Source organism: Sorangium sp. So ce119 (assembly GCF_051524405.1).
Lineage (GTDB): Bacteria > Myxococcota_A > Polyangia > Polyangiales > Polyangiaceae > Sorangium > Sorangium cellulosum_G.
Genome location: NZ_CP150310.1, coordinates 7945722 through 7971631, shown reverse-complemented (window position 1 = coordinate 7971631; position 25910 = coordinate 7945722). Strand labels below are relative to the sequence as shown.

The window sequence follows — 25910 nt, the reverse complement described above, 5'->3', positions numbered from 1 at the left end:
GAGGACTGAAGAAGAGGCGCCGGGCGAGCCGCCCGGCGCTCGGTTCACGCGGCGGCGATGGGCTCGCCGCTCTCGGCTCACTCGGCGGCGATGGGCTCGCCGCTGTAGGCCGTGTGGGGCACCTCGGGGTTGTTCTCGAAGTACGCCTTGCCGGCCAGGCGCTTCACCAGCGGGCTGAAGCGCTCGGCGGCCTTGCCGGCGACGATGTCGCGGACCAGCGCGACGTCCTCGCGCGCCCGGGCGAGCGTCTCCGGGTCCGTGACGAACGCCTTCGCGGCCTTGGCCTTCTCCGGCGCGGCCTTCACCGCGTCGCGGAGCGCCCCCGCCGCGGCCCTGGCCTTCACCACGGCGCGCTCGGCGGCCGACTGCTTGATGAGCGGCGCCACCTCGTACACAAGGTTGGCAGCCGAACCGGCGACCCGGTGCGGCGCGTGGTGGAGCGGGCTCGCGTACTTCGGGTTCTTCTCGAGGAACGCGCGCACCTCGGCCTCGGTGACGCCCGCCTCCTCGTAGGCGCGCGTGAGCTCCTGCTCGGCCAGGATGCGCGCCTTGAACATGTACATCTGGATGCGGGAGTAGAAGTTCGTCGCGCCGTCGCCGCTCGTCTCCACCGCGCAGAAGATCGTCCCGGGGTAACGCGAGGTGATCAGCGACTGGACGCCGTCGGAGACGCCCGACGACGGCATGCACCCGAACGGCTTCACGCTCACCGTGACGTGCGCCTTCGACTTCACGGCGTTCACGATGAGCTTGCCGACCTCCATGTGCCCCTCGCCGCCGCGGAGATCGTTGGAGTAATAGTCCTTCGCCACGTCCGCCACGAGCTCCATGTCGGGGAGGTGGTAGTCGAAGAGGCCGAGCGGCAGCGCGAACGCCTGGAAGCCGACGCGCAGCGCCCCCTCGGCGAGGCGCATCGTCGCGAGGCGCTTGGCCACGCCGAACTCGTCGAGGCCGGCGAGACCGTAATTGCCCTCGTCGGCGCCGCGCAGGTCGCGCCGCTCGCGCGTGTCGCGGGCGCACTCCCAGATGTTGTAGAGGAGCCACGCGGTCGTGAGCTGGATGTCGTTCTCGCCGCCCTCGCTCTCGAGGAACCTCTGCAGGGCGTAGTTGCCGTCGCCCTCGGTCGTCATCGCCCAGAACTCGCCGATGATCGACGTCTTCGCCTTGGGACGGAGCTTGTCCACCCGGACGGCCTCGAACTCCTTGCGCGCCTCGTAGAGCGCGCGGAAGACGTTCGTCTGCTCGTACAGCGCCTTGTAGAGGATGCGCTTCGCGCTCTCCATCGCGCGGTTCGTCGCGCCGGGCTCGACCTCGTAAGGCCGGATGCGGTAGCCGAGCGCGTTCAGCGTGTCGCCGCAGACGATCGCCTTGATGATCGCGATGAAGAACGCAGGGTTCATCTCGAGGCCGACGTCGTCGCCCGTCGCCTGGGAGAGGCCGCCCGTCTGCTGGAAGAGCATCACCCGGAAGCCGTCGAAGCCGGCGTCGCGGAGCGCCTTCCGGTACTCGGTCACGTACATGCCGAAGCGACAGGGGCCGCACGCACCCGCGGTCAGAAATACGTAGTTCTTGATGATGTCCTCGGTCGATATCCCCTGCTTGTCGCGCAGGTCGATGAGGTACTTCACCAGGCCGCCGACCGTGAAATAGGTCGGGTTGCACTGCCCGCGGTTGCCGAACTCCTTGCCCGCCTGGAGCCCGGCATTGTCGCTCATCCCGAAGTAATGGACGTTGTAGCCGAGGCCCTTCAGCGCGCCCTCGCACAGGAAGTCCTGCGCGGCGGTGAGGCCGCTGATGAGGAGCGTCACGCTGTCGCGCTCCTTCTTCGTCATCTTCGGCTTGAGCATGTTGTCGACCCACTGGCGCCGCTCGGCCTTGAGCCCGAGCCGCTCCCGCTCGGCCTCCTCGAACGCCCGGAGCTCCGCCTCGATGTCGATGTCAGCCTTGTTGGATCTCGTCTCGCCCACCAGAGGAAGGCGCGTCTTCTGCGTGCTCGTCTGTTCCATGGCGTGGCTTCCCTTCGCTTGGATGCGGGGAAGGGCGGCCGCGCCGTCCCCCCCTCGACCTCGGCCGTATTTCACGCTTCCAAGGGGACGACGGTCCCGTCGGACTGCTTCTTCTTGAGCTGCACCAGCCCCGTCTTCGGCGCCTCGGGCGGCGACTCGGGCGCGACGTAGCTCCGCACCCGGTCGGCGAGCGCGGCGATCTCCTTCTCGAGCGCGGGATCGGTGATCTTGCGCGCCGCCTGCTGCTCCCGCTTCAGCCGGAGCAGCTCGAGGCGCTTCTCGTCGATGCGCTGGGCGAGCTGCGCCTTCTTCTTCGCCGCGTCCTCGAGCGCCTCCTCGTGCAGCTTGAGGCTGTGCGCGTAGGTCTTCACGCGGATCTTGATCGAGCCGCCGGGCTTGTTCGCGTCGATGTCGTGCAGCGCCGCGTACGGCGTGGCGCTCGCGGTCACGATGCTGTCGATGATGCCGTACGTCGGCGCGTCATGACCGCACTTGAAGCTCGAGAGGTCGAGCAGCACGACGTTCGGGTGGCGGGCGGCGAACTTGACCGCCCAGACCTTCTGCGCGCTGTTCGCCGAGTAGTTCTCCGGCCAGACGTCGTTGATGTCGAGCGGGTGCTGGCCGCCCGCGATCTCGTCCTTGAAGTACCGCGCGAGGTACTCCATGTCGCGCGGGATCGACCGCACCGAGAGGATCGGATAGCCGAGCACCTGGAACTCCTCCGGGATACCGTGGTTGAGGCCAGGATCGGAGTGGTACGGCCGCCCGACCATCAGGATGGCGACCCGGTTCTCGGCCTCGACCGTCTCGAGGATCGCCCGCCCCTTGTCCTGGAGGTCGCGCTCGAACTGCGAGAGCGCCCGCATCCCCTCGCGGTGCGCGTGGTCGCTCTCGTCCTCGGTGATGCCGAGCCGCGGGCCCCACGTCTCGAACATCCGGCGCGCCGTCAGCGTCATCTCGGAGAACGTGAGCGGCGGATCGAGGTACTCGATGCCGCGCGTCTTGAAGAAGTCGACCTCCTTCGTGAAGGCGGCCTTCATGACGTCCGGCACGCCCGCGACGATCGGGCAGCTCGTCTTGTCCATCACCCCCTCGCCGAAGCTCGGCACGTGGGTGAGGATGGGGAAGAAGATGTAATTGAGCTTCTTCTCGTCCGAGTGGTGTTGGAACAGGAGGTTGTGGATGTGGGCCTGCGCCACCTTCGAGGGGAAGCACGGATCGATGGAGCCGTACTTGCCGCCCTCGACCCACATCTCCTCGCTCGTCGCGTCGCTGAACACGACGTTCTGCTTGGGGACGCCGAGCGCCTCGAAGTAAGACCGGTAATAGGGGGCCGTCGAGTAGATGTTGAGCACGCGCGGGATGCCGATGCGGGTGCGGCGCAGGCGCTCGCGCGTCTCGGGGCCGCTCCGACGGAACGGGCGCGTCGTCTCGACCCGCCGGATGCCGAGGAAGCCCTTCTTGACGACGACGTCCTTCACCGGTGCGCCTTCGTCGGGCAGCGGCGCCGTGCCGTAGAAGTGCCGGAAGGCGAGCTTCGACTCGTAGTCGACGAGGTTCGGGAACTGCTTCGCGATCTTCTTCCGCTCGGCGACCAGCGCGAGCATCGCCTGCTCGCTCTCGACCGTGCCCTTCTCGCACGAGAAGCCCGAGATGTAGCGGCTCGTCGTCCCGTCCGGCCGCTTCGTGTCGATGAACGTCCGCTTGCACTCGTTCGGGCAGAAGTGGCAGACGGTCTCCTCGTCGTTCTTCGTCGTGTATTCGAGCGCGATCGCCGCGTCGATGCCGATGAACGTCGAGCGGCCCCGGCGCTTCACGACCCGGAGCGTCTCGAACGCGGCGCCGAGCGCGCCGGCCTCGCCCGTGTGCGGGTGGACGAACACCTCCGCGCCGGGGACGCGCTCCTTGATGTAATCGACCTGCGCCTTGACCGCCGCGAGGTTGTACTGCGTGCCGCCCTGGAGCACGTAGCGCGTGCCGAGCGCCGCGAGCCGCGGGATCTGCACGACGTACTGCCACACGTTCTTCGGCAGCACCTGCGCGAGGCCGGCGAGCAGCTCCTCCTTCGAGAAGCCCTCCTTCTGGAAGTTCACCCGGTCGGTGTCGAGGAAGACGGCGCAGCCGTAGCTGAACTTCGGCGCGAGCTCCGCGCCGAACGCGGTGTCGGCGTACTCGGTCACCTTCAGGCCGAACTGGTCGGCCATCGCCTGGAGCAACATGCCGTTGCCCGCAGAGCACGAGTTGGAGAGGCGGAAGTTCGCGATATCGCCGTTCTTCATGAACAGGACCTTGATGTCCTGTCCGCCGATGTCGCAGATGACGTCGACGTCGCCGAAGAACTTCACCGCGCTCATCATGTGCGCGACGGTCTCGACGATGTTGACGTCGGCCCTCATGCACTCCTGGAGCACGTCGGCCGCGTAGCCGGTGCCGCCGAACCCGAGCACCTCGAGCTTGGCGCCCTGGTCGAGCACGTACTGCCGGAGCTGGGCGAGCAGCTCCTTGGCGTCCTGGATCGGGTTGCCCTTCGAGAGCTGGTAGGCCTTGCAGACGATGCTGCCGTCCTCGTCGATCAGCACCGCCTTCGACGAGGTGGAGCCGCCGTCGAGGCCGATGACCCCGCGCACCACCTGGCCGGGCGAGAGCTTCATCGGCGTGAACTTCGGGATGCTGTAGAGCTTTCGAAAATCCTCGACCTCGTCGCGGGTCTTCACGAGCGGCGGGCCCGCGCTCTCGCCGAGCCGCGCCTTGCGGCCGTTCGTCATGTACTCGATGAGCCCCGCCTTGCCGCCGTAAAGACCGACCTCCGGCGCCTCCTTGAGCCCGTAGACGCACGCGCCGAACGCCGCGTAGTACTGCGCGTTCTCCGGGACGAAGATCGTCTCCTCGACCGGCCGGTCCTTCGGCCAGGCGTAGCCGCGCTCGTCCCACGTCTCGGGGATCCGCTTGCGCCAGCACTCCTGGAGGAACGGGAGGTAGGTGTTGGGGCCGCCGAGCAGGAGGACCTTGTGCTTCAGCGTCGAGCCGCGCGTGAGCACCGACAGGTTCTGGAGGACGATCGCGTCGGCGAGGGAGCAGAGGATCTCCGTGGAGGGGATACCGCTCTTCACGAGGTTCACGATGTCCGTCTCGGCGAAGACTCCGCACTTCGCGGCGACGTGGTGGAGCTTCGAGTCGTCGAAGTGGATCTGCACCACCTCGGACGACGGGAGGCCCACCTTGATCATGCACTTGTCGATGGTGGCGCCCGTGCCGGAGGCGCACTTGTCGTTCATCGACGGGGCGGCGGTCTTGTCGCCCGTCTTCTCGTCCCGCTGGAAGATGATGATCTTCGCGTCCTGCCCGCCGAGCTCGATGACGCTGCCCACGTCGGGGTGCAGGTTCTCGACCGCGAGCGTGACCGCGTTGACCTCCTGGACGAACTTGGCGCCCAGGCCGGGGCAGAGGGGCGCCGCGCCGGAGCCCGTCATGAACACCCGCCAGCGCTCCCGGGGCGACGCGGGGAACGTCGCCTCGATGGCCTCGAGGAGCTCGAGCACCTTCTCCGGCTGCTTCGTCTGATGCCGCTGGTAGTCGCTCCAGAGAATCTCGAGCGTCTGCGGATCGAGCACGACCGCCTTCACCGTCGTCGATCCGACGTCGATGCCGACCACGACCGGATCCTGGATCTGCCTTCCCATCGGGGCTCCTCCCACCGCCGTCGCCGGCCACCAGCGGTCCGACTGACTGGCTGGTCAGTCGTGATGGCTACAACGGGATGCCCTGAAAATCAAAAAGATTCGGTGCGTCTTGGTCGTCGCGGATCGGCCATTGCACGCCTTTTCCCGGGAATCTTTGTCCCGGGCGCAAGGTTCCGCCGCCGCGCCCTGTGCGGCGTGTCGCGCGTGTCGCGCGGCGTGTCGTGCGGCGTGCCTCGATTTTTCCGGGGCTTTTCGAGGGGCGTGCCCGGCTGACGTCCGGGTCAGCGTTCGCGCCCCAGGTGACGGGCCGGTGATGGTAAAGCGACCGGCCCATGAACAAGTCCGAGCGCCGCCAAGCGCTGCTGCGCGCGGCGCGCACCGTGTTTTCCGAGAAGGGCTATCACGAGGCGAAGGTCGACGACATCGTCGCGCTCGCCAAGGTCGCGAAGGGGACGTTCTACCTGTATTTCCCCGACAAGCGTTCGGTGTTCGGCGAGCTCGTGAGCGGGCTGTTCTCGCGCCTCGGCGGCGCGATCCTCCGCGTGGATCCGTCGGCGGACGTGGAGGCGCAGGTCAAGCACAACATCCGCGCCATCGTGGCCGTGCTGCTCGACGATCCGGCGCTGACGAGCATCCTCCTGTCGCACGCGGCGGGGCTCGATCCGGCGTTCGTCAAGGAGCTGCGCGCGTTCCGCCAGGAGGTGAAGCTGCTGCTCGAGCGGAGCCTCGCGGAGGGGCAGCGGCTCGGCATGATCGAGCCGGGGGACACCGAGCTCTACGCGACGTTCACGATCGGCGCGCTGAAGGAGGTGCTGTTCGAGAACGCCCTCGAGGAGCAGGCGCGCCCGCGCGAGCGGATCGTCACGGCGCTCTACGACCTCCTGCGGCGCGGCTACCTGCGGATGGACCCTGCGCTCGCGGCGCAGCGCGGGGAACCCCAGGACGACCGGGGCGAGCGGCAGGAGCGGGGCGACCGCGCGGCCGCGCCGGGGGACGCCGCGCCCGAGGCGCCCGAGCGGCCGAGCCCGGCGCGCGGCCGCCGCGCCCGGACCAAGGCGGACTGACCGGCGCGTCAGTCAGGAGGGTGATTACGCCGGTCAGGCCGACGGGGTACGTCGCTCGCGGCGCTCGACGATGTGCGCGAGGAAGTTGAGCAGGGTCCGCGTGCCGAGCTGATCCGGGGAGATGCGGGCGAGGAGCCCCGGGACGTCGAGCCCCTCGGCCGCGAGGACCTCGCGCCGCCACGCGATGTAACCGGCGATGACGTCGTGGTCCATCTCGGGGTGGAACTGCACGCCATAGCAGGTGTTCGAGAAGCGGATCACCTGGTGATCGTCGAGCTCGTTGAACGCGAGGCTCCGGGCGCCCTCGGGCAGCGTGCCGACCGTGTCGATGTGGGTCGCGTGGGTCTCGAAGCTCGACGGGAGGCCGTCGAAGAGGGGGTCGTCGGCGCGGCGCTGGACGCGGATCCTGCCGATCTCGCGGCCGCGCGGGTTGCGGATGACCTCGCCGCCCAGCGCCTGGGCGAGGATCTGGTGGCCGAAGCAGATGCCGAACGTGGGGGTGCCGGCGCGCACGACGTCGCGCAGCCACGCCTCGGCGCGGAGCATCCAGGGCTCGCGGTGGGGGACGTTGGCCGACGAGCCGGTGATCACGAACGCGGCGGTCCCGGGGCCGTCCGGCGGGGGGAACTCGTCGGCGCGGGCGTCGAAGGTGGCGTATCCGCCGCGCCAGGCGGCGCCGATCGTCTGCTCGATCAGGGCCGCGAACTGGCCGCGCCGCTCGAGGACCGGAGGGACGGGCTCACCGGTCTTCACGATGACGATCTTCTTGTCCTGCTCCACCCTTTCAACATAGCAGAGCGCCCGCCGGGCGAGGGCGGGACTTGGCAGCGCGGGGCGGTGGCGCGAAGATGCTCCCGCATGTCTGCCTATGTCGTGTCGCGCCCGGTATGGCGCCGGTTTCGTCCGCGTTTCCTTGCCCGCGCCGCGGCGCACGTCAGGGCGGGCGGACAAGCGGCCATCGTCCTGCCGGACGACAGGGTCGATCTCCTCCTCTCCGTCGACGCGCAGGGAGAGCTCACGGAGCTCGGGCTGTGGTCGCTCCTGTCGATCGAGCAGCAGCGCTTCCGCCGCGTGACCGAGGGCCCGGCCCTGGGGCTCGCGACCGCGCGGGTGAAGCGGCAATACGAGGGCTCGGTCCTCGACTGGTGCGAGCGCGACAGCGTGCATCCCGGGGCGATCCGCGAGGTGGCGCTCGACTGCCTGGAGTGCGGGGCCTGCTGCCACGACGCCAACGTGGTGCTCGACGACGTGGACCTCTCGCGCTGGCGCGTGGCCGGGCGGGGCGACCTCGCGGGGCGCGCGTACGTGCAGCGGGCCCGGGACGGGAAGATCACGCTGCGCTTCGCGGCGAGCGGGCGCTGCCAGCACCTCTGCGAGGACAGGCGCTGCGCGATCTACGAGCTGCGGCCGGACAACTGCCGCGCGTTCGTGGTGGGGAGCGAGGCGTGCCTGTCGGCGCGCGAGGAGACCCTCGGGCTGCGGGACGGGGCGCCAGCGGACGTGACGCGGTAGGCGCGGCGCGCGCGGCGGTGGTGGAGCGGCAGGCGCCGGCGAGCGCCTCGCGCGGGCCGCGGTCTCGTGACAGGGAGCGTGACGTGGAGACGACCATGGAGACAGGGGAGCGTGCGCCTGCCGCGCGGGTCCGGGCGCAGCGCATCGCGGGGCTCCTGATCTTCCTCGCCAACGGCTTCTGCATGGGCACCTGGGTGACGCGCATCCCCGACTTCAAGCGGGCGCTCGCGCTGAGCGAGGCGACGCTGGGCAACGTGCTGCTCGCGCCGGCGCTCGGCGCGTTCCTGGGGATGCCCCTCGCCGGGTGGCTCGTCGCGCGCCTGGGGAGCCGCGCGGTGGCGGTGTCGTCGGGCGCGGCGCTCGCGATCAGCCTGTTCGGGCCGGGGCTCACGCGGTCTCCGCTCGAGCTGTTCCTCGTGCTGACGTTCTTCGGGGCGTCGAACGGCGTGATGGACGTGTCGATGAACGCCAACGCCGCCGAGGTGGAGCAGGCGTGGGGGCGGCCGATCATGTCGTCGTTCCACGCCCTCTACAGCGTCGGGGGCCTCGCCGGCGCGGCGGTCGGCGGGGGGCTCGCGCACGCGGGGGTGACGCCGGCGGCGCACCTGTCCCTCGCGGCGGTGGCGGCGCTGCTCCTCGTCGCGCTGCTCTCGGGCTGGGTGCGGCCCGGCGTCCCGGCGCGGGATCCCCCGAAGAACCCGTTCGTGCTGCCGCCGCGCGCCATGTGGCCGCTCTGCGCGATCGCCCTCCTGTGCATGTTCGGCGAGGGGGCGATGGCCGACTGGAGCGCCGTGTACCTCCGCGACACGCTCGGCACGACGGCGGCCTTCGCGGCGACGGGGTTCGCGGCCTTCTCCGTGGCGATGGCGGCGGGCCGCTTCCTCGGCGACGGGGTGAGCAGCAGGCTGGGCCCGGTCGCGGTGGTGCGGGGCGGAGGCGTCCTCGTGGCCGTGGGGCTCGCCGCGGCGCTGCTGATCGGCGACCCGATGGCCGGCCTGATCGGGTTCGCGAGCGTGGGGCTCGGGCTCTCGTGCGTCGTCCCCACCGTCTTCAGCGCGGCCGCGCGCACCGGCCCCACGGGCACGTCGATCGCGGCGGTCGCGACGTTCGGCTACCTGGCGTTCCTCGGCGGCCCGCCCGTGGTCGGCCACATCGCCGCGGCGACGAGCCTGCCGTTCGCGCTGTCGCTCATCGTCGCCGGGGCGCTCGCCATCGTGCTGCTCGCGGGCTCCGCGGGCGGTCCGGCGCCGGCGCGCGGCGATCAGGGGGCGGGCGCGTCGTCCTGAGCCGGCGGGACGTCGGGCGCCGGCGCGACGCCGGGCGCCGGGGCGCCCTCCGGCGCGGTGACATCCATGGCGCAGCGGAAGCCGATCCAGGCGTGCGCGGTCACGGGCGCGGCGGCGGTGCGGTACGTGGCGGAGAGCTTCTCGGGGCCGTCCAGGAAGCTCCCGCCGCGGACCACCTTGAGCGGGAAGGACGGGTCGCCCTGCGGGTCCTGGCCGCCGGGCGGCGGGAACACGAGGCCGTCGGAGACCCACTCGGACACGTTGCCGGCGAGGTCGTAGATGCCCTCGGGCGTGCGGTCGCTCGGGTGCGCGCCGGACGCGCAGGTCGCGACCTCGGTGCCGCGCGCGAGGCAGCCCTCGTTGCGGTCGTAGCAGGCGCGCTCGCAGGTCGGCGCGTCGTCGCCCCAGACGAAGGCGCGCCCGGCGGCGCCGCGCGCCGCGACCTCCCACTCCGCCTCGGTCGGCAGGCGCCGGCCCCGGAAGCGGCAGTAGCTCTCGGCCTGGGAGTAGTCGACGCAGTTGATCGGGTGTCCGGTCAGGTTGCGCGGCTCGTTGCAGCGCCGCGACCACGTCTCGGCCTCCCGCTGGTCCTCGGACGGCGCCGGCGCCTGCGCGCCGGGCAGGGCCTCGGGGGTCAGCGAGACGTGATCCGCCGTCGAGCACATGCGCTGCTGCATGCAGGCGCGGTAGGCGCGGACGGTGACCTCGTTGCGCTCGATGTAGAAGCCGCGGGTGAGCGTCACCTGGCGCGCCTCGCCCGCGGCGCCGATCGTGGTCGTGAGCGGCGCGATGTAGACCATGTCGGCCGGCGGCGCCGGGAGCGCGGCGGGCGCGGCGGCCGACACCGCGGCCGAGGCGCTCGCCTCGGGGGCGGCGGTGGCGACCGCCGTGGCCGCGGCGGCGCCCGTGGCGGCGCGCCCTGTCGGCGACGCCGCGGCCGAGGCGCGCGCGGCCGGCGCCCGCGCCGGCTTCCTGGCGGGCGTCTGCGTGAGGAAGTACGCCGCCGCGCCGGCGCCGCCGAGGAGGAGCGTCGCGAGGAGCCAGGGCAGCGCCGCGCGGGCGGGGCTGCGGCCGCGCTGCGGCGGGGCGGCGTGCGGCGGGGCGCCCGCCGGGGGCGCGGCGTACGGCGCGGCGCCGGGCGGCGGCGCGGCGCCGGGCGGCTGGGCGGCGCCGGAGGGCTGGGCGGCGCCGGGCGGCGGGGGCGGCGGGCGGGCGGCGGGGTACCCGGCGGGCGCGACCGTCTCGATCATGGAGTCGTCGACCTGCGCGGTCCGGGAACCTCCCGTGGCCAGCGCGCCGGCCGCGCCGGCCGCGCCGCCGGTCGCGCCCGCGCCGCCGTGGCTCACCTTGACGACGGCGGGCCGCGCCGGGGCGGGCGCGCGCGCGTCGGCGACCATCGTCGGCTCGACCGGCGAGCCGGCGTCCCCGGAGGCCACGCCGAGCCCCCGGGCTGCCGCGTACTCGGCGGTCGACAGCCCCCCGCCGTGGTCCGCGCCGGGAGCGCCGAGCCCCGCGCCGTACTCGGCGCCCGACCCGGGGCGCTCGCCGCGGGCCGCGGCCGTGAGCGCGTCCCAGAACTCGCCCGCGCTCGTGAAGCGGTGCTTGGGCTCGATCGAGAGCGCCTTGTCGAGCACGCGCTCGATCGCCTCCGGCGCGTCCGGGAGCCCGCGCGTGCGCAGCGTCGGGCGCACCGCCGGATCGGCCGAGGCGATGTAGAGCTGCGTGGGGTCGTCCCCCTCGAGCGCGCGGTGGCCGCTCACGAGCTCGACGAAGATGAGCGCGAGCGCGAACACGTCGGTCCAGGGGCCCGTCGCGCCGCGGGCCTTGTTGAACTGCTCCGGCGCCCCGTAGCGCGGCGTGAAAGCGCTCGGCCCCTGCCGGGTCGCCGCGAGCGCCTCGGTGAAGGTGGGGTGGTCGGCGAGCACCTTGGCGATGCCGAAGTCGAGCACCTTGAGCGTCCGCACCCCGCCGACGTCGGTGAGGAACAGGTTGGCCGGCTTCACGTCCCGGTGCGCCACCTTGTGCGCGTGCGCGACGGCGAGCGCGCGCGCGGCCGGCGCGAGCAGCTGGAGCGCCTCGGGGATCGACATGCCGGCCTGGCCGCGCTCGCGCCGGTCGCGGAGGTACTGGCCGAGCGTCTGGCCCTCCAGCCACTCGAGCACGAGGTAGGGCACCCACACGCCGGCCTGCGTGGTGAACGCGCCGACGTCGAGCGCCTGCACGATCCCCGAGGTGGCCCGCGACAGCCGGTGCAGGATGCGCCCCTCGCCCCGCAGCGTCTCGAGCAGCGCGTCGCGCTGCGCGGCGTCGAGCGAGGTCGGCAGCTTCAGGCACTTGATGGCGATGAGCTCGCCGAACCCCTCGTGAACCCCGCGGTAAACGACGCCGAAGCCGCCGTCGCCGATGACGGCGGCGACGCGGTACTTCCCCTCGATGGTCTGGCCCGCGAGGCCGAACGGATCGTCGGACGGCTCCATCATGCCCCGCCTCCCTAGCGCGTCGCCGTTCCCAGGCAAAGGGGCTTCCGCGGCTCGCGTCGGCTTGCGTCGGCTTGCGTCGGCCCGCGTCGGCTTGCGTCGGCGTGCGCCCGCTCGCGTCGGCCCGCGTCGAGCTGCGTCCGCGCACGTTCACGCCTGCTTGCATCCGGGGGCCCGCGGCGCCATGCCGGCGGGCATGAAGACACCGCGCGCGCTCGTGATCCTGGCCGAGGGAGCTGAGGAGATGGAAACGACCATCATCGTCGATGTCCTCCGGCGCGCCGAGATCGAGGTCGTCCTCGCCGGGCTCGACGGCCCGGGGCCGGTGCGCTGCAGCCGGGGCGTGCGCCTCGTGCCGGACGCGGAGCTGTCGGCGGTGGCGGGCGACTTCGACGTCGTCGTCCTCCCGGGCGGCAAGGGCGGCGCCGACCGGCTGGCCTCCTCGCCGACCGTCGGGGAGCGCCTTCACGCGCAGGCGCAGGCGGGCCGCGCCGTCGGGGCGATCTGCGCGGCGCCGATCGTGCTCGCGGCGCACGGGCTCTTCCAGGGCAGGAGGATGGCGTGCCACCCGTCCGTGAACGACGTGGTGTCGTCGCACGGCGAGCTCGTCGCGCGGCCGGTCGTCGAGGACGGGCAGCTCGTGACCAGCCAGGGGCCGGGCACCGCGCTTCCGTTCGCGCTCGCGCTCGTCGCGCGGCTCCGCGGTGAGGAGGTCGCGGCGAAGGTGCGCGCGCCCCTGATGCTGCCCTCCTGAACGGGAGCTGCGCTCGGTATCTCTCGAGCGAGCTTCTGCGCCCGGCCAGCTGACAGAACATCGTCTGGCGCGAGCTCCAGAATCCATCGAACGAGGGAGCAACGCGTGGCGCACCTCGGACCGCAGGTGTCAACGTGGTTGGCGGCGCCGGCGCGGGAACCCCGCGGAAACCGTATGGAACGGTGCGTGCACTTTGCCGCGGTCATGAACCGTGGCTTCGTGACATCGATCCTCTGTGTCTCCGCGATCCTCTGCCAGGCGGATGACGCCGCCGCGACATCGTTTGAAGGTCATGACGACCACGCGGTCGTGGCCCTCGACGCGCGTACGGGGGAGCGCCGCTGGGCGTATTACCCGGACAAGCTCACCCAGGCCGAATGCGCGCTGTTCCCCGATCACCTGGTCGTGAACGGCACCGTCGATACGGAGACGCCGATCAGGACGTTTGTCCTCGGTCTGGATCCCGCCACGGGCGCGCGTCTCGACGAGGCGCCGCCGAGCGGGGCCCCGCTCGCCCGATCGGCCACCTTCACGTCGGAGGTGCGGCTCGACAACGGGTGGACGCTGGAGCTCGACGAGGGCAACGATCAGGAGATCACGTTCCTGGACGACCAGGGCGACGTGGCGTGGACGATCCCGAGCAGCGGTTACCCGGAGCACGTGCGCGCCTGGAAGAACACGGTGTTCTGGGAGCTCTCGTATCCCGAGGAGACTGTGCTCTACGCCCACGAAGCGGGCGCGAGCGAGCCGAGCTGGACGTTCGATCCGAAGGCGCTCGTGACCGTGACCGGATGGCCGACCGATCGCCTCCATGTCGAGGCGATAGGCGACGATCTCTATGTCGGCCTCCACGAGCACCTCTTCCAGCTCGACCCCGCGACCGGCGCCGTCGAGCGCCAGTGGGATCTCTCGGCGCTCTCCGGCGTGCCTTTCTCCACGGACGGCCTCGATGGTCCCGGTTTCTTCTACGGCGGTCTGGAGATGGGCACGATCGCGGCCGACGACGATACGCTCGTGCTCGGCTTCGAGGCGCGCCTGCTGGCCCTCGATCGGCGGAGCGGCGATCTGCTCTGGCACGCGGACCCGGACGGCTTCATCGGCCAGCCGTATCCGCTCCTCCACGACGGGCTCCTGGTCGTGACGGCGGGCGAGGAGCTCGCCGGGCCCCGCCCGGCGCGGCCGCCGGAGCCGGCGGAGCCGGCGCCGCAGCTCGAGCGGACCGGCTGCTCGGCCGGCGCGCAGCCCGGCGGCTCTGTGGTGGGGGGCGTGGCGCTCCTCGGCGCGCTCATCGCGGCGTCGCGACGGCAGCGCGCGCGGCGCGGGTGACGCGCGAGGGGCACGGTCGCGCGCTCTGCGCCCTCGTCCCAGAGCGGCGCGAGAGGCAGTCGGTCAGGCCCACGCGCCCGCGCGGCGGCCTCGACGACCGGCGTGTCGCGCGGGCGCGCCGGGCGACGGCGGCGGCCCGGGGCCGCTCCTGCTCTAGAATGGCGGCCGGCCGGCGCGCTCCAGCACGTGCGCCACCGCGGCCGGACGGCTCGCCTGCATTCTTGCGCCAAAGGGCGATCTGTCCGCGCTCTACGTCAAGAACCAGACGCTCCACGGCGTCTTCCTGACCCGGGAGGGCGCGCGCCTGCGCGAGATGACGCCGCTCTTCGAGCGGGGGCTCGCGTCGCCGCTCGTCGCCGGGGTGCTGCCGCTCGAGCAGGTCGCCGAGGCGCACCGCCGCCTCGACTCGGGCCACGGCGCCGGCAAGCTGATCCTCTCGATCGCCAAGGGCTGAGCCGCCCGCCCGCCGCCCCTCGTCGCCGCGTCGCTCCTCTCCGCCGCGCGTCGTCGGCCGTCGTTCCTCGTCCCTGCTCCCTCGTTTGCAGGATCACAGGGGCGCGCGGATGGCCTTATACTCCGCCGCGTGCTGCCGCTGCTCGCCCTGACCGTCATCGTCGTGCTGTGCCTTGGCTACCGCTTCTACGGGAGGCTGGTCGCGCGCAACTACGCGCTCGACGACGGCGCGGTGACCCCCGCGGTCAAGGTGAACGACGGCGAGGACTACGTGCCCACGAAGCCGTTCTACCTGTTCGGGCAGCACTTCAGCGCCATCGCCGCCGCGGGGCCGATCGCCGGCCCGATCCTCGCCGGCCAGACGTTCGGGTGGCTCCCGTGCGTGCTCTGGATCTCGTTCGGCGTCGTCTTCATCGGCGCGGTGCACGACTTCTCCGCGCTCATCGCGAGCGTCCGCCACGAGGCCGAGAGCGTCGCCGAGATCGCGAAGCGGCACATCGGCCGGCGCGCCTGGCTGTCGATGATGATCTTCATCTGGCTCGCGCTCTCCTACGTGATCGTCGCCTTCACGGACATCACGGCGAGCACCTTCGTCGGCAAGACCGAGGAGTTCGAGGGAGGCACGTTCCAGTTCAACCCCGGCGGCGCCGTCGCGGCGGCGAGCGCCGCCTACCTCACGCTCTCCCTCGTCATGGGCGTTGTCGAGCGGTACCTGAAGCCGCCGCTCTGGCTCACCACCGTGATCTTCGTCCCCGCGACGCTCTTCGTCGTCTGGATGGGCACGCAGATCTCGACCGCGTTCGTGCTGCCGGTCGACAACCCGCAGCGCGCGTTCGGCCTCATCATCCTCGTCTACTGCTTCGTGGCCTCGCTCCTGCCGGTCTGGCTGCTGCTCCAGCCGCGCGGCTACCTGGGCGGGTTCGTCCTCTACATCGCGCTCGCGGTCGGCGTGATCGGGATCTTCTTCGGGAACCTCCGGTACCCGGGGGAGTTCGAGCTGCGGCAGCCCGCGTTCACCACGTGGAACGCCGGCGGCGCGACCGGCATGCTCTTCCCGTTCCTGTTCGTCACCATCGCGTGCGGCGCCTGCTCGGGCTTCCACGGGCTCGTCTGCTCGGGGACGACGTCGAAGCAGATCTCGAAGGAGACGCACACCCACCCGGTGGGCTACGGCGCGATGCTGGCCGAGGCGTTCGTCGCGCTGATCGCGCTCGCGACGCTCGTCATCGTGGCGCAGGGGACGAAGCTGCCCGGGCCGGGCAAGATCTACGGCGACGGGATCGGCAGGTTCCTCACCGTGATCATCGGCAAGGATCACTTCCTCTTCGCCGCCACGTTCGGCGCGATGGCGTTCTCCACCTTCGTGTTCGACACGCTGGACGTCTCGACCCGCCTCAGCCGCTACATCCTCGAGGAGCTGTTCCACTGGAAGGGGAGGGTGCTGTCCGCGGCCGCGACAGCGCTCTCGCTGGCGCCGCCGACGCTCTTCATCATGACCGCGCGCCCGCCCGCGCCCGGCGTGCGGCCCGCGTACCTCGATTTCTGGACGCTGTTCGGCACGAGCAACCAGCTCCTCGCGGCGCTGACGCTGCTCGCGGTCACGGTCTGGCTGCACCGCGAGAAGCGGCGCATCTGGTACACGGCGATCCCGATGGTGTTCGTCATGGCGATCACGGTGTGGGCCCTCATCCTCCAGGTGCGGGGCGCGTTCGCCGCCGTACGCGCCGAGGGGTTCACGCTGAACGCGACGACGCTGAACGGCCTCGTGGGGCTCGCGCTGATCGGGCTCGCGCTGTCGCTGATGGTCGAGTCCGTGAAGGCGATGAAGAACGGCCCGGCCGCCGATCCGGTGGCCAGGCCGGCGCGCTGAGGGGGCGCCCGGGCGATCGGCGCGGCGAGCGCGTCCGGCGCGGTCACGCCGCGGCGGCGCGCTCGCGGAGGCGCTGCTCGGCGAGCCGCTCGGCGGCGACGTGCGGCGGCGTGCCGTCGGCCTTCGCCCTCTCGAGGACCAGGAGGACCGTGTCGTGGATGGCGTGGACGCGCCGCTCGACCTCCGCGCGCGACCAGCCGAAGAGGTCCGCGCCGCCGCTCAGCACGCCGCCGGCGTTGGCCACGACGTCGGGCACATAGAGGACGCCGCGCGCCGCGAGCGCGTCGCCGTGGCGCGGCTCGAGGAGCTGGTTGTTGGCCGCGCCGGCGACGATCTCCGCGCGGAGCGCCTGCACGGCGCGGTCGTCGAGGACGCCGCCGAGCGCGCACGGGGCGAAGACGTCGGCATGGACCGCGGCGATCGCGTCCGGCGGCGCGACGGCGGCCCCGAGCTCGGCCGCGACGTGGCGCGCGCGCTCCGGATCGACGTCCGCGACGACGAGCCGCGCGCCGAGCCGGTGGAGCTCCGCGGCGAGCCGGCTGCCGACGCTGCCGCAGCCCTGGAGCGCGACGGTGCGGCCCGCGAGGTCGTCGCTGCCCCAGCGGTGGCGGGCCGCGGCCTGGATCGCGCGGAGCACGCCCCGCGCGGTCCAGGGCGACGGGTCGCCCCCCTCGCCGGCGAGGCCCTTGACGTGGCGCGTCTCGCGCCGGATGAGCTCCATGTCGGCGGGGGTGGTGCCCACGTCCTCGCCGGTGACGAACCTGCCGCCGAGGCGCTCGATGAAGCGCCCGTGCGCGCGGAAGAGCCGCTCCCGATCGAGCGGCTCCGCGCCGCTGCGGAGGACCACGACCGCCTTGCCGCCGCCGACGTCCATCCCGGCGAGGGCGTTCTTGTAGGTCATGCCGCGCGACAGGCGCAGGGCGTCGATCAGCGCGTCCTCGTCGCTCGCGTACCGGAGGAGCCGCGTACCGCCGAGCGCCGGGCCCAGCACCGTGCTGTGAATGGCGATGATCCCGCGGTAGCCCGCGGCCTCGTCGGCGCAGAACAGCACCTGCTCGTGTCCCGTGACGGCCAGGGTGTCGAACACGCTCTTCATGCGGGCCGAGCGTACCATCCCCGCCGGGGCCGCCTGACCCGGCGCGCCGGCCCCTGCGCCGCGCGCGCTCGGCGCAGGGGGGCGATCAGGCTCGGCTGCCCCTGCGGTCTTGGTCGGATCCGGGATGAACGCAGATGGCAAGAATAAAATATAATAATATCAAATGCTTATGACTTTTGAACGGCCTCGCCCGGGGCGCCGTGACCGCCACCCAGAGCGCCCGTCCTCTCGGGTCCGAAAACCGCCAGAGGCGCGGCGGCGGCCGCGCTACGACGCTCTGCATGCGGCTCGACGAGGACGCTTGCTATCGCGCGCTCGAGACCCGCGACCTTCGCTTCGACGGTCGCTTCTTCACGGGTGTGCTGTCGACGGGCATCTACTGTCGCCCGATCTGTCCGGCGCGGACGCCGAAGCGGGAGCGCTGCGTCTTCTTCCCCTCGGCGGCCGCCGCGCAGGAGGCCGGCTACCGCCCGTGCCTGCGCTGCCGCCCCGAGGCCTCGCCCGGGACGCCCGCGTGGCTCGGCACGTCGGCGGTCGTCTCGAGGGCGCTCCGGCTCATCGCGGAGGGCGCGCTGGACGACGCGGACGCCCCGGCGCTCGCGGCGCGGCTCGGGGTGGGCGAGCGCCACCTCCGGCGGCTCTTCCTGCGCCACGTCGGCGCTTCCCCGCTGGCGGTGGCGCAGACGCGGCGCCTGCTCTTCGCGAAGAAGCTCCTCGACGAGACCGCGCTCTCGATGACCGAGGTGGCGCTCTCGTCGGGGTTCTCGAGCGTCCGCCGCTTCAACGACGCGATCCGCGCCACCTACGCGCGGACCCCGCGAGAGCTGCGCCAGGCCGCGTCGCGGCGGGGTGGGGGCGCGGCGCAGGCCGACGGCGCGCCGGACATCGCGCTGCGCCTCCCGTTCCGCCCGCCGCTCGACTGGGGCGCGCTCGCGGGCTTCCTCGGGGCGCGCGCGATCCCCGGCGTGGAGTCTGCGGGCCCCGGCGTGTACCGCCGCGCGGTGCGCGTGGCGGGCGGGCACGGCGTGGTCGAGGTGCGCCCGGTGCCCGGCGAGCCTTGCCTCCTCGCGCGGCTGCGGTTGCCCGGCACCGAGGGGCTGATCCACTGCGCCGAGCGCCTGCGGCGGCTCTTCGACCTCGGCGCGGATCCCGACGCGATCGCGGCGCACCTCGGGGCCGACCCGCGGCTCGCCCCGCTCGTCGCGGCGGCGCCCGGCGTGCGCGTGCCGGGCGCGTGGGACGGCTTCGAGCTCGCGGTGCGGGCGATCCTCGGCCAGCAGGTGAGCGTGCGCGCCGCGACGCAGCTCGCCGGCCGCCTCGTCGCGCGCCACGGCGAGCCGCTCTCGCTGCGCGGCGCTCCTCTGCCCGAGGACGGCGGCGACGGCCTCCGCTTCGTCTTTCCGACGCCCGAGGCGCTCGCCGCGGCCGACCTGACGGACCTCGGCCTGCCGCGGGCGCGGGCGGCGGCGATCACCTCCCTGGCGGCGCGCGTGGCGCGCGGCGAGGTCGCGCTCGACGCCTCGCGCGGCCTGGAGGAGACGGTGCGCGCGCTCGCCAGCCTGCCCGGCATCGGCGAGTGGACCGCGCATTACATCGCGATGCGCGCGCTGCGCGAGCCGGACGCGTTCCCGGCCACGGATCTCGCCCTGCGGCGCGCGCTCGGCGGCGTCTCCGGCGCGGATCTCCTGGTGATGGCGGAGGCGTGGCGCCCGTGGCGCGCCTACGCCGCGGTGCTCTTGTGGACGGCGGACGCGCAGGCAGCGCGGCCCGCGCAGAGGGAGGTGTCGCGTGGAGCTCTCGCTGGATGAGGTCGAGTCGCCGATGGGGATCCTGCTGCTGGCCGCCGGGGGCGGCGCGCTTCACGGCCTCGATTTCGCGGACTGCGCCCCGCGTTTCCGCCGCTCGCTCGAGGCGCGGTATGGCGCCGTCGCGCTCCGCGCCGCCGCGGACCCCTGCGGCTTCTCCAGCCGGCTGAAGGCGTATCTCGGCGGCGACCACGGCGCGCTCGCGGGCATCCCCGTCGAGCCCGGCGGCACGGCGTTCCAGCGCCGCGTCTGGGCGGAGCTCCAGCGCATCCCTCCCGGCGCGACGCGGACGTACGGCCACATCGCGGCGTCGCTCGGCCAGCCGTCCGCGTCCCGCGCCGTCGGCCTTGCGAACGGCCGGAACCCGATCTGCCTCGTCATCCCGTGCCACCGCGTCGTCGGGTCCGGCGGAGAGCTCACGGGCTATTCCGCCGGCATCGAGAGGAAGCGATGGCTGCTCGCGCACGAGGCCGGCGCGCGCGGCGGCTCCCCGGAGCGCCTCGGCGGCGCTGCGTCCCCCGGGCGGGCGCGGGAGCGCTGAGCGCCCTTCAGCGCTGCGCGGCGCGGATGGCGTAAGCGAGCGCGTCCCGGAGGCGGGGGAGCGCCTTCACCGTGAAGCGCTCCGCGTCTATCGCGATCAGCGTCTGCGCGATGGCAGGCGAGATCCCGCAGACGATGCACTCCGCCCCGAGGAGCCCCGCGGCCGACACCATGCGCATCAGGTGACCGGCGGTCTCTGTATCGATGACCTCGACGCCGGTCAGGTCCAGGATCGCGCAGCGCGCCCGCAGCTCCACGATCCCGTCGAGCAGCGCGCCCATCATGTCGGCCGCGCGGCGGGTGTCGACGTAGCCCACCACGGGGAGCGCTATCACGCCGTCCCACACGTGGATCACCGGCGTCGACAGCGACTGGATGGCCGCCCGCTGCTGCTCGACCAGCTCCACTTGCCGCCGGAGCTCCTCCTCGGCGCGCTTCCTCTCGGTGATGTCGACGATGTAGCCCTCGTAGTGGGTGACGGCCCCCGCCCCGTCGCGGTTCACCACCGTGAAGTCGTAAATCCAGCGCACCTCTCCGCCGGGCCGCACCAGGCGGTAATCCTGCTCGAACGTCTTCAGCCCCTCCGCGCTGTACTGAGCGACCTCCGCGCCGACCCGCCCGAGATCGTCGGGGTGCACGAGGCTCGCGTAGGGCACCCGTCCGCTCAGGAGATCCTCGGCGGTGACGCCGAACTGCTGGGCGACGTTGGGGGACACGTACTCCACCGGCCACCCCTCCGCCGCGACCCAGCGGAACACCACCACGGGCCCGCCGGTGAAGAGCCGCCGCTCCCGCTCCAGGGCGTCCCGCTGTGCGGCCTGCCGCACCTCCGCGTCGATGTCGTGGCCCGCGACGACGAGGCGCGAGGCGCCAGGGCCTCCGCCGGGGGCCGACTCCGGCGCCATGGACCAGCTGAGCCAGCGCAGCGCCCCGCCAGGGAGCCGGACCGGCATGCGGACGTCGCGCAGCGGCGCGGGCGCGGCGCGCCCGCGGCTCAGCGCCTCGCGCGCCGTCGCGGCAAGGTCGGGCGGGATCAGGTCGAGGAAACTTCGGCCGATCAGCGCATCGGGCCCGAGGCCCAGAGCGCGCTGCCAGGCAGGGTTGACCCAGGTGATCGTCGCCTCTTCGCCCTCGATGACGGCGAGCAGCTCCCGCGTGAGCTCGATGTATCTATCTGCCAAGTTCACCAGGTTCCCAGACTCTCGCCGCCAGAGGACGCCATCCAGCTACCTCTCGTGAGTTCGCGTGCAAGCGTCGACCCCGAAGGCATTTCAACATGGTCGAGGAGCAGAGGCGCGCGCTCGCGGCCCGCTCCCCGCGCGCGGCTCGTACAGGGCACCGCGGGCTGTGTTGAAAGGCTCGTCGAACGGTCCACTCGCGACCGAGCCGCCTACTTCTTCGCCCCGAACAGCGCCGCGATCGTCGGATAGTCGCTGTCCTCCACGGCCCCCTGGATAACGCACGTCACCTGCCCGCTCGGCGCCGCGATCGCGTGGATCGGCAGCTCGGTCGTCTCCTTCACGCCGAGCGCCCGCAGCCACCCCGTCCGCTGGGGCCCTTCAGGGAGCCAGTACGACGCGCGCACCCCGGTGCCCGGCTGCGCCTCCAGGAAGCGCGAGAGCTGCCGCTCGTCGTCGTCGATCGAGATGAACGCCAGGTCGATCATCACGCCGGCCGCCCGGAGCTTCTGCTGCCACCCGAGCAGCCGCGGCATCTCCTCCAGGCACGGCTTGCACCACGCCGCCCAGAAATTCACCCACACCCACTTGCCGACGCCGAACCCGATGTTCGCCGGCGGCGCCTCCGCGCCCTTGGCCGCCACCGCCGTCAGCCCCCCCGACGAGGGCGCCGGCCGCGGCGACTGCCCCGCGCAGAGGAGCCGCGGCGCTGCCGGCGCTGCCGGCGCCGCCCCCGTCGCGGTCGCCGTGGCGCTCGCCGTCGCCGCGGCGCCCGGCACCGTCACCGCGTTGCTCCGCCCCTGGCCGGGCGTCGGGGGCGGCGGCAGATCCGCCCTCTTCTCCTGATCGCACCCGCCCGCGAGCCCCGCGGCCACGGCCAGGGCGACGAGGGCGCCGCGGACAGACCTGCTCCTCTTCACAGCTGGCAGTCCACCCAGGAGACGAACGCGCTCCGGTTGATGGCCTCTGCCGTACATGCCTTGTTCTTCCGCGAGACGTTCCATTGGCAGTATTCCGCCCCGAGCTGGGCGAACTCGTTCCCGAGCCACAGCATCCCGACCTTCTTGTCCAGGTCCTGCTCCTTCGTCGCGTCGGCGATGTCGAAGAGCACGCTGTTCGCGCGCTTGTGCGACAAGGTCCGGTTGAACTCCGGCGTCCCCGTCTTCGACGCCCGCGCGACGATGAAGAAGTAGCGCGCCCCGCGCCGATCGAGCCACATCTCCTCGATCATCTTCTTCGCGTCGTCGTCGAGCTTCTCCGAGCCGTCGTCGAACATCACGACCCCGCCGCGCTGCTTCAGCGGCGTGAAGAGCGCGTTGAAGTCGTCGTCGCTGATCGACGCGAGCGTCTTCACGTCGGCCGGCTGGCACCCGCGCCGCGCCTCGGCCCCGACCAGCCCGCACGCGTTGAGCACCCGCTGCAGCACCGTCTTGAACGCCGGCGTGCAGTACGGGGCCTCCGCGTCGTTGGCGATCGCCACCGCCGGCCGCACCGCCGCGGCCACCCCCGTCTTCAGGCGCGCCGACGCGGCCTGCACCTGCCCGTGCACCGTCACGCCGGACGCGACCAGCATCGCGCAACCGGCCACGATCCCGATGATCCCTGCGCCTCTCATGATCACCTCACCTCGTCCGGAGGGCCGGCGCGAGCTGCCGTATCGAGTACGACAGCCCGATGTCGGTATCCTCGTCGCAGAGCCGCGTCGTCCCCAGGAACATCTGCGGCGTCGAGACCGGCAGCTTGTTGTCCACGATGTAGCGGAGCATCCGGTTCAGCCGCAGCGCCGTCTCCTTCGAGTCCATGCACGCGTCGAGCCCCGGCCAGCGCTGCCGGATCGCCGCCTGCACGTTGGCGACCCCCGCCCCCGCCTTCGCGCCCTCCAGCAGATCCTCCTGGTTGTCGTAGGCCCACTCGAGCACATCCATGGCCCGGTGATCGCTGCACATGATCGCCTTGGAGAGCATGCACGCGCCCGGGTGCACCGGCCGGTCGAGCATCCAGTTGCAGTCGCTGTCCAGCGGGAAGAGCACCAGCGTCACGTCGAGCTTGTCGAACACGCCCTCGGACACGAGCCGCTGGTGGAACGCCTTGCACGTCGGGCAGAGCGGATCGACGAAGATCGTCGCCGGCTGCACCGCGCCCGCGTGCTTCACGTGGAGCAGCGCGCCGTTCGGCTCGGTCGGCTTCTCCAGCTTGCCGCAGCCGGTCAGGTAGCTCGCGTAGCTCGGCAGCGCGCTCGCGTAGAGCAGCGCCGGCGTCACCGTGCACACGGCGAGCGCGACGAGCCAGCCCGGCAGGAGCAGCGTCGAGCCCATGCGGCGCGCGGGCGCGGCGCCCGGCCCGACAGGCCCGTCGACAGCGCCGAGGGGCGCCATGGGCACCGTGGGCCCCACCGCGGCCGCGCCGGCCCGCGGCGCCGCGCTGGACCAGGCCGCCGCGCGCGCCTGCCTGCGGTCCTCGAGGAACGCCCAGACGCCGCCGGCCGCGAGCAGCGCCGACGAGACGTACATGCCGACGCACGTCTTGCAGAACACCCCGAGGCGCACCGCCGAGATGACCGCCATCATGATCGACACGGCGAGCGGCGTCAGGCCGGCGGCGAAGAGGAAGTGCGCCGCGCGCCGCGGCGCGTGCTGCGCCGAGAGCAGCACGTAGAGCGCGAACGCGGCGAAGAACGCGAACGCGCCCAGCGCGAACAGCGAGATCGGGATACCGCCCCAGAAGCTCTCGCGGAACAGGGCGGAGTAGGGGCTGTACATCGCCACGCGGCACGCCGTGTCGGCGCCCTCCTGCGCGCTCAGCCCGGGGATGAAGCTGCAGTGCAGGTCGTGGACCTGCCGGTCGAGGTGCCGGATGTAGTCGAACGTCGACGAGGCGCTGAACGCCAGGCCCAGCAGCGACCCGCTGAGCGCGAGCGCCGCAGGCCAGCGAGGGTTACGGCTGCCTGACATGGCGCATGTCGTTACGCGAGGGCAGGCAACGCGTCAAATAGGACGCCTGCGCGTTCAGGCATCCCCCGAGGCGCGATCGCGCCGCGCCGCGGATCCCTCCGCGAGACGCATCGCGTCGAGCCCGCCGGCTCATCGGCTGCTCATCGGCTGGCCGCGCGCTCCTCGGCGAGGAGCAGCGTCGTCGAGAACCGCGCGTTCGGCTCGATCCATTGCTTGAAACAGCGGAAGCCCGCGCGCTCCCCCATGCGCACAACGCCGTCCGGCTCGTACTTGTACGAGCTCTCTGTCCAGATGGACTCCCCCTCCTCGAAGGCGATCTCGAGGTCGAGCGCGCCCACGCGGACCGCCTGCCGCCTGCGGCTGACGAGGTGCATCTCGACGCGCGCGCTCTGCGCGTTCCACGCGGCGCGGTGATCGAACGAGCGCAGGTCGAACGTCCCGCCGAGCTCCCGGTTGACGCGCGCGAGCAGGTTCTTGTTGAAGGCGGCCGTGACGCCGAGCGGATCGTCGTACGCGAGCACGAGATCGGCCGCGGGCTTCACCAGGTCGGCGCCGAGCAGCAGCCCGTCCCCGGGGCGGAGCGAGGCGCGCAGCGCCGCGAGGAACGCCGCCGCGGCCTCCGGGTCCAGGTTGCCGATGTTCGACCCGAGGAACAGCACGAGGACCGCGCCCCCGTCGCCCGCCCCCGGCGACCGCCGCGCCGTCGCGAGGGCCAGGCCTTCCTCGTACCGGGCCCGGTGCGCCGACGTCTCCACGCGCGGCAGGCGGCCCAGGGTCCGGCGCGAGAGATCGAGCGCCGTCTCCGACACGTCGACGAGGTGGACGCCGAGGCGCGGGATCCGCTTGCAGAGCGGCGCCGCCAGCAGGGCGAGCTTCTCCCCGCTGCCGCAGCCGAGCTCGACGATCGACGTGCCCTCCCCGAACGGCGCGACCATCTCCTCGGCGTGCCGCTCGAGCAGCGCCCGCTCCGCGCGCGTCAGCGGATACCACGGGAGCTGACAGATCGCCTCGAACAGGTGCGAGCCGAGCGCATCGTAAAAATACTCCGGCGAGAGGTGCTTGGGCGACGCCCTCAGGCCCGCCTTCACATCGGCCATGAAGCGATCGAGGAATTCTGTCCTTTGCATCACAGAAACTTAGCCTCGGACCCGCGATGGCGCCTTGAAATCGATGGAGCCCCAACGATTTCGAGCTGCGTCGCGCGCATTCCGGTGATCCTCCGCCTTTTCTCGCGGGGCAGGCGACCCGTTGCCCTCGCGATTCCCCGCTGCTAGGAGCGCTCCCGGGGGGGATCCGGGACCAGAGCCACATCGATGACGACCCCTGCACCCGGCGCTGCGAGCGGCGCGCCCCACCCTGTGAAGCTCGGTCCGTTCGACGCCGAGTTCCTCGCGGATCTGCCTTACGACCCCTCGGTGCTCTTCTTCGACGAGCTCCTGGAGGTGGACGCCGCGCGGAGCCTGGTGCGCTGCCGCATGCCGACCGACAGGCCGATGCCGCTGGTCGACGCGCAGCGGGCGCACCCTCTGCTGCACCCGCGCCACGTGGCCGGCGCGATCATGGTGCACGCGACGGGGATGCTCGGCTTCGTGCACGCCTACCACCTGCTCGGCCTGCGGCACCGCGAGGGGTGGATCGGTTATGGCACCAACATCCACCGGGTGGTCTTTCGCAAGCTCGTCCAGCCGGGCGCGCCCATCGAGGCGACGTGCATGGCGACGCGCTCTCGGCTCGGTGTGAAGCGCCACATGATCCGTTATGAGTTCGAGTTCCGTCACGAAGGCAGCGTCTGCTACGAGGGTGATCAGACGGCCGTGTGGATGCGCGTGCAGGACGTTCCAGCCATGGATTCCCGGACCGAGGTCGAGGAGAACGAGCGATCCCTCGCTTGACCCGCGCGTCAGGCTCGTCT

General features: G+C 72.3%; 19 protein-coding genes and 1 pseudogene. 10 read left to right on the top strand and 10 right to left on the bottom strand.

Annotated elements, in window-relative coordinates:
- Nucleotides 1–77 precede the first annotated feature (77 nt).
- Both WME76_RS30015 and WME76_RS30010 read right to left on the bottom strand, forming a co-directional pair.
- Complete coding sequence (locus WME76_RS30015; RefSeq protein WP_437955685.1) at nt 78–2006, bottom strand: 2-hydroxyglutaryl-CoA dehydratase; 1929 nt, start codon at nt 2004–2006, stop codon at nt 78–80.
- A 71-nt stretch (nt 2007–2077) separates the two neighbouring features.
- Nucleotides 2078–5686: a BadF/BadG/BcrA/BcrD ATPase family protein gene (locus tag WME76_RS30010; protein WP_437955684.1), complete on the bottom strand. Its 3609-nt coding sequence runs from the start codon at nt 5684–5686 to the stop codon at nt 2078–2080.
- 332 nt (nt 5687–6018) lie between these two features.
- On the opposite strand from WME76_RS30010, the gene WME76_RS30005 reads away from it, so the two are divergent.
- On the top strand, nt 6019–6750 hold the full coding sequence (locus WME76_RS30005; RefSeq protein WP_437955683.1) for a TetR/AcrR family transcriptional regulator: 732 nt from the start codon (nt 6019–6021) through the stop codon (nt 6748–6750).
- Nucleotides 6751–6783: 33 nt separating this feature from the next.
- Here WME76_RS30005 and WME76_RS30000 read toward each other — a convergent pair whose 3' ends face one another.
- Nucleotides 6784–7530 carry a glutamine amidotransferase gene (locus WME76_RS30000; RefSeq protein ID WP_437955682.1) on the bottom strand — a complete coding sequence of 249 codons (747 nt, stop codon included), beginning with the start codon at nt 7528–7530 and terminating at the stop codon, nt 6784–6786.
- Nucleotides 7531–7608: 78 nt separating this feature from the next.
- Here WME76_RS30000 and WME76_RS29995 point away from each other — a divergent pair, with 78 nt between their 5' ends.
- Nucleotides 7609–8262, top strand: coding sequence for a YkgJ family cysteine cluster protein (locus tag WME76_RS29995; RefSeq protein ID WP_437955681.1), 654 nt, complete (start codon nt 7609–7611; stop codon nt 8260–8262).
- Nucleotides 8263–8357: 95 nt separating this feature from the next.
- On the top strand, nt 8358–9548 hold the full coding sequence (locus tag WME76_RS29990; RefSeq protein ID WP_437955680.1) for an MFS transporter: 1191 nt from the start codon (nt 8358–8360) through the stop codon (nt 9546–9548).
- Here the strand turns inward: WME76_RS29990 and WME76_RS29985 are convergent.
- Entirely contained in the window at nt 9524–12028 is a 2505-nt protein-coding gene (locus WME76_RS29985; RefSeq protein WP_437955679.1) for an SUMF1/EgtB/PvdO family nonheme iron enzyme, read from the bottom strand. The genes WME76_RS29990 and WME76_RS29985 overlap by 25 nt on opposite strands.
- A 181-nt stretch (nt 12029–12209) precedes the next feature.
- Between WME76_RS29985 and WME76_RS29980 the strand changes: the two genes are divergently transcribed.
- From WME76_RS29980 to WME76_RS29965, 4 genes and pseudogenes are all read left to right on the top strand, one after another.
- A complete protein-coding gene (locus tag WME76_RS29980) occupies nt 12210–12779 on the top strand; it encodes a DJ-1 family glyoxalase III (protein ID WP_437955678.1) in 570 nt (189 codons plus the stop codon).
- 219 nt (nt 12780–12998) lie between these two features.
- Entirely contained in the window at nt 12999–14105 is a 1107-nt protein-coding gene (locus WME76_RS29975; RefSeq protein ID WP_437955677.1) for an outer membrane protein assembly factor BamB family protein, read from the top strand.
- A 190-nt stretch (nt 14106–14295) separates the two neighbouring features.
- Nucleotides 14296–14559 (top strand): annotated as a pseudogene (locus WME76_RS29970) (zinc-binding dehydrogenase); the annotation flags it as partial.
- A gap of 129 nt (nt 14560–14688) precedes the next feature.
- Nucleotides 14689–16428, top strand: coding sequence for a carbon starvation CstA family protein (locus tag WME76_RS29965; protein ID WP_437955676.1), 1740 nt, complete (start codon nt 14689–14691; stop codon nt 16426–16428).
- Between the two features lie 43 nt (nt 16429–16471).
- Here WME76_RS29965 and WME76_RS29960 read toward each other — a convergent pair whose 3' ends face one another.
- Nucleotides 16472–17524 carry a Glu/Leu/Phe/Val dehydrogenase dimerization domain-containing protein gene (locus WME76_RS29960; RefSeq protein ID WP_437955675.1) on the bottom strand — a complete coding sequence of 351 codons (1053 nt, stop codon included), beginning with the start codon at nt 17522–17524 and terminating at the stop codon, nt 16472–16474.
- Between the two features lie 281 nt (nt 17525–17805).
- Here WME76_RS29960 and WME76_RS29955 point away from each other — a divergent pair, with 281 nt between their 5' ends.
- Both WME76_RS29955 and WME76_RS29950 read left to right on the top strand, forming a co-directional pair.
- Nucleotides 17806–19332, top strand: a complete 1527-nt coding sequence (locus WME76_RS29955) for an AlkA N-terminal domain-containing protein (protein ID WP_437955674.1) — start codon at nt 17806–17808, stop codon at nt 19330–19332.
- Nucleotides 19313–19870, top strand: a complete 558-nt coding sequence (locus WME76_RS29950) for a methylated-DNA--[protein]-cysteine S-methyltransferase (protein WP_437955673.1) — start codon at nt 19313–19315, stop codon at nt 19868–19870. The genes WME76_RS29955 and WME76_RS29950 overlap by 20 nt, the downstream gene beginning before the upstream one ends.
- Before the next feature lie 7 nt (nt 19871–19877).
- Here the strand turns inward: WME76_RS29950 and WME76_RS29945 are convergent, their stop codons facing one another.
- The 5 genes from WME76_RS29945 to egtD all read right to left on the bottom strand — a co-directional run bounded on the left by WME76_RS29945 (nt 19878) and on the right by egtD (nt 25125).
- A complete protein-coding gene (locus tag WME76_RS29945) occupies nt 19878–21050 on the bottom strand; it encodes a PAS domain-containing protein (RefSeq protein WP_437955672.1) in 1173 nt (390 codons plus the stop codon).
- A gap of 209 nt (nt 21051–21259) precedes the next feature.
- Entirely contained in the window at nt 21260–21967 is a 708-nt protein-coding gene (locus WME76_RS29940; RefSeq protein ID WP_437955671.1) for a TlpA family protein disulfide reductase, read from the bottom strand.
- Nucleotides 21964–22662: a hypothetical protein gene (locus WME76_RS29935; protein ID WP_437955670.1), complete on the bottom strand. Its 699-nt coding sequence runs from the start codon at nt 22660–22662 to the stop codon at nt 21964–21966. Before WME76_RS29935 ends, WME76_RS29940 begins: the two co-directional genes overlap by 4 nt.
- Nucleotides 22663–22669: 7 nt before the next feature.
- A complete protein-coding gene (locus tag WME76_RS29930) occupies nt 22670–23998 on the bottom strand; it encodes a vitamin K epoxide reductase family protein (protein WP_437955669.1) in 1329 nt (442 codons plus the stop codon).
- A 140-nt stretch (nt 23999–24138) separates the two neighbouring features.
- Nucleotides 24139–25125, bottom strand: coding sequence for an L-histidine N(alpha)-methyltransferase (egtD, locus tag WME76_RS29925; protein WP_437955668.1), 987 nt, complete (start codon nt 25123–25125; stop codon nt 24139–24141).
- A gap of 186 nt (nt 25126–25311) precedes the next feature.
- Here egtD and WME76_RS29920 point away from each other — a divergent pair, with 186 nt between their 5' ends.
- Nucleotides 25312–25890 (top strand): hypothetical protein, encoded by a 579-nt coding sequence (locus WME76_RS29920; RefSeq protein WP_437955667.1) that lies wholly within the window; start codon nt 25312–25314, stop codon nt 25888–25890.
- Nucleotides 25891–25910 lie beyond the last annotated feature (20 nt).

Coding starts and splice junctions, on each gene's coding strand:
- WME76_RS30015 (WP_437955685.1), bottom strand. CDS start 2,006: ATGGAACAGACGAGCACGCAGAAGACGCGCCTTCCTCTGGTGGGCGAG.
- WME76_RS30010 (WP_437955684.1), bottom strand. CDS start 5,686: ATGGGAAGGCAGATCCAGGATCCGGTCGTGGTCGGCATCGACGTCGGA.
- WME76_RS30005 (WP_437955683.1), top strand. CDS start 6,019: ATGAACAAGTCCGAGCGCCGCCAAGCGCTGCTGCGCGCGGCGCGCACC.
- WME76_RS29995 (WP_437955681.1), top strand. CDS start 7,609: ATGTCTGCCTATGTCGTGTCGCGCCCGGTATGGCGCCGGTTTCGTCCG.
- WME76_RS29990 (WP_437955680.1), top strand. CDS start 8,358: ATGGAGACAGGGGAGCGTGCGCCTGCCGCGCGGGTCCGGGCGCAGCGC.
- WME76_RS29985 (WP_437955679.1), bottom strand. CDS start 12,028: ATGATGGAGCCGTCCGACGATCCGTTCGGCCTCGCGGGCCAGACCATC.
- WME76_RS29980 (WP_437955678.1), top strand. CDS start 12,210: ATGCCGGCGGGCATGAAGACACCGCGCGCGCTCGTGATCCTGGCCGAG.
- WME76_RS29960 (WP_437955675.1), bottom strand. CDS start 17,524: ATGAAGAGCGTGTTCGACACCCTGGCCGTCACGGGACACGAGCAGGTG.
- WME76_RS29955 (WP_437955674.1), top strand. CDS start 17,806: ATGCGGCTCGACGAGGACGCTTGCTATCGCGCGCTCGAGACCCGCGAC.
- WME76_RS29935 (WP_437955670.1), bottom strand. CDS start 22,662: ATGAGAGGCGCAGGGATCATCGGGATCGTGGCCGGTTGCGCGATGCTG.
- WME76_RS29930 (WP_437955669.1), bottom strand. CDS start 23,998: ATGTCAGGCAGCCGTAACCCTCGCTGGCCTGCGGCGCTCGCGCTCAGC.
- egtD (WP_437955668.1), bottom strand. CDS start 25,125: ATGCAAAGGACAGAATTCCTCGATCGCTTCATGGCCGATGTGAAGGCG.
- WME76_RS29920 (WP_437955667.1), top strand. CDS start 25,312: ATGACGACCCCTGCACCCGGCGCTGCGAGCGGCGCGCCCCACCCTGTG.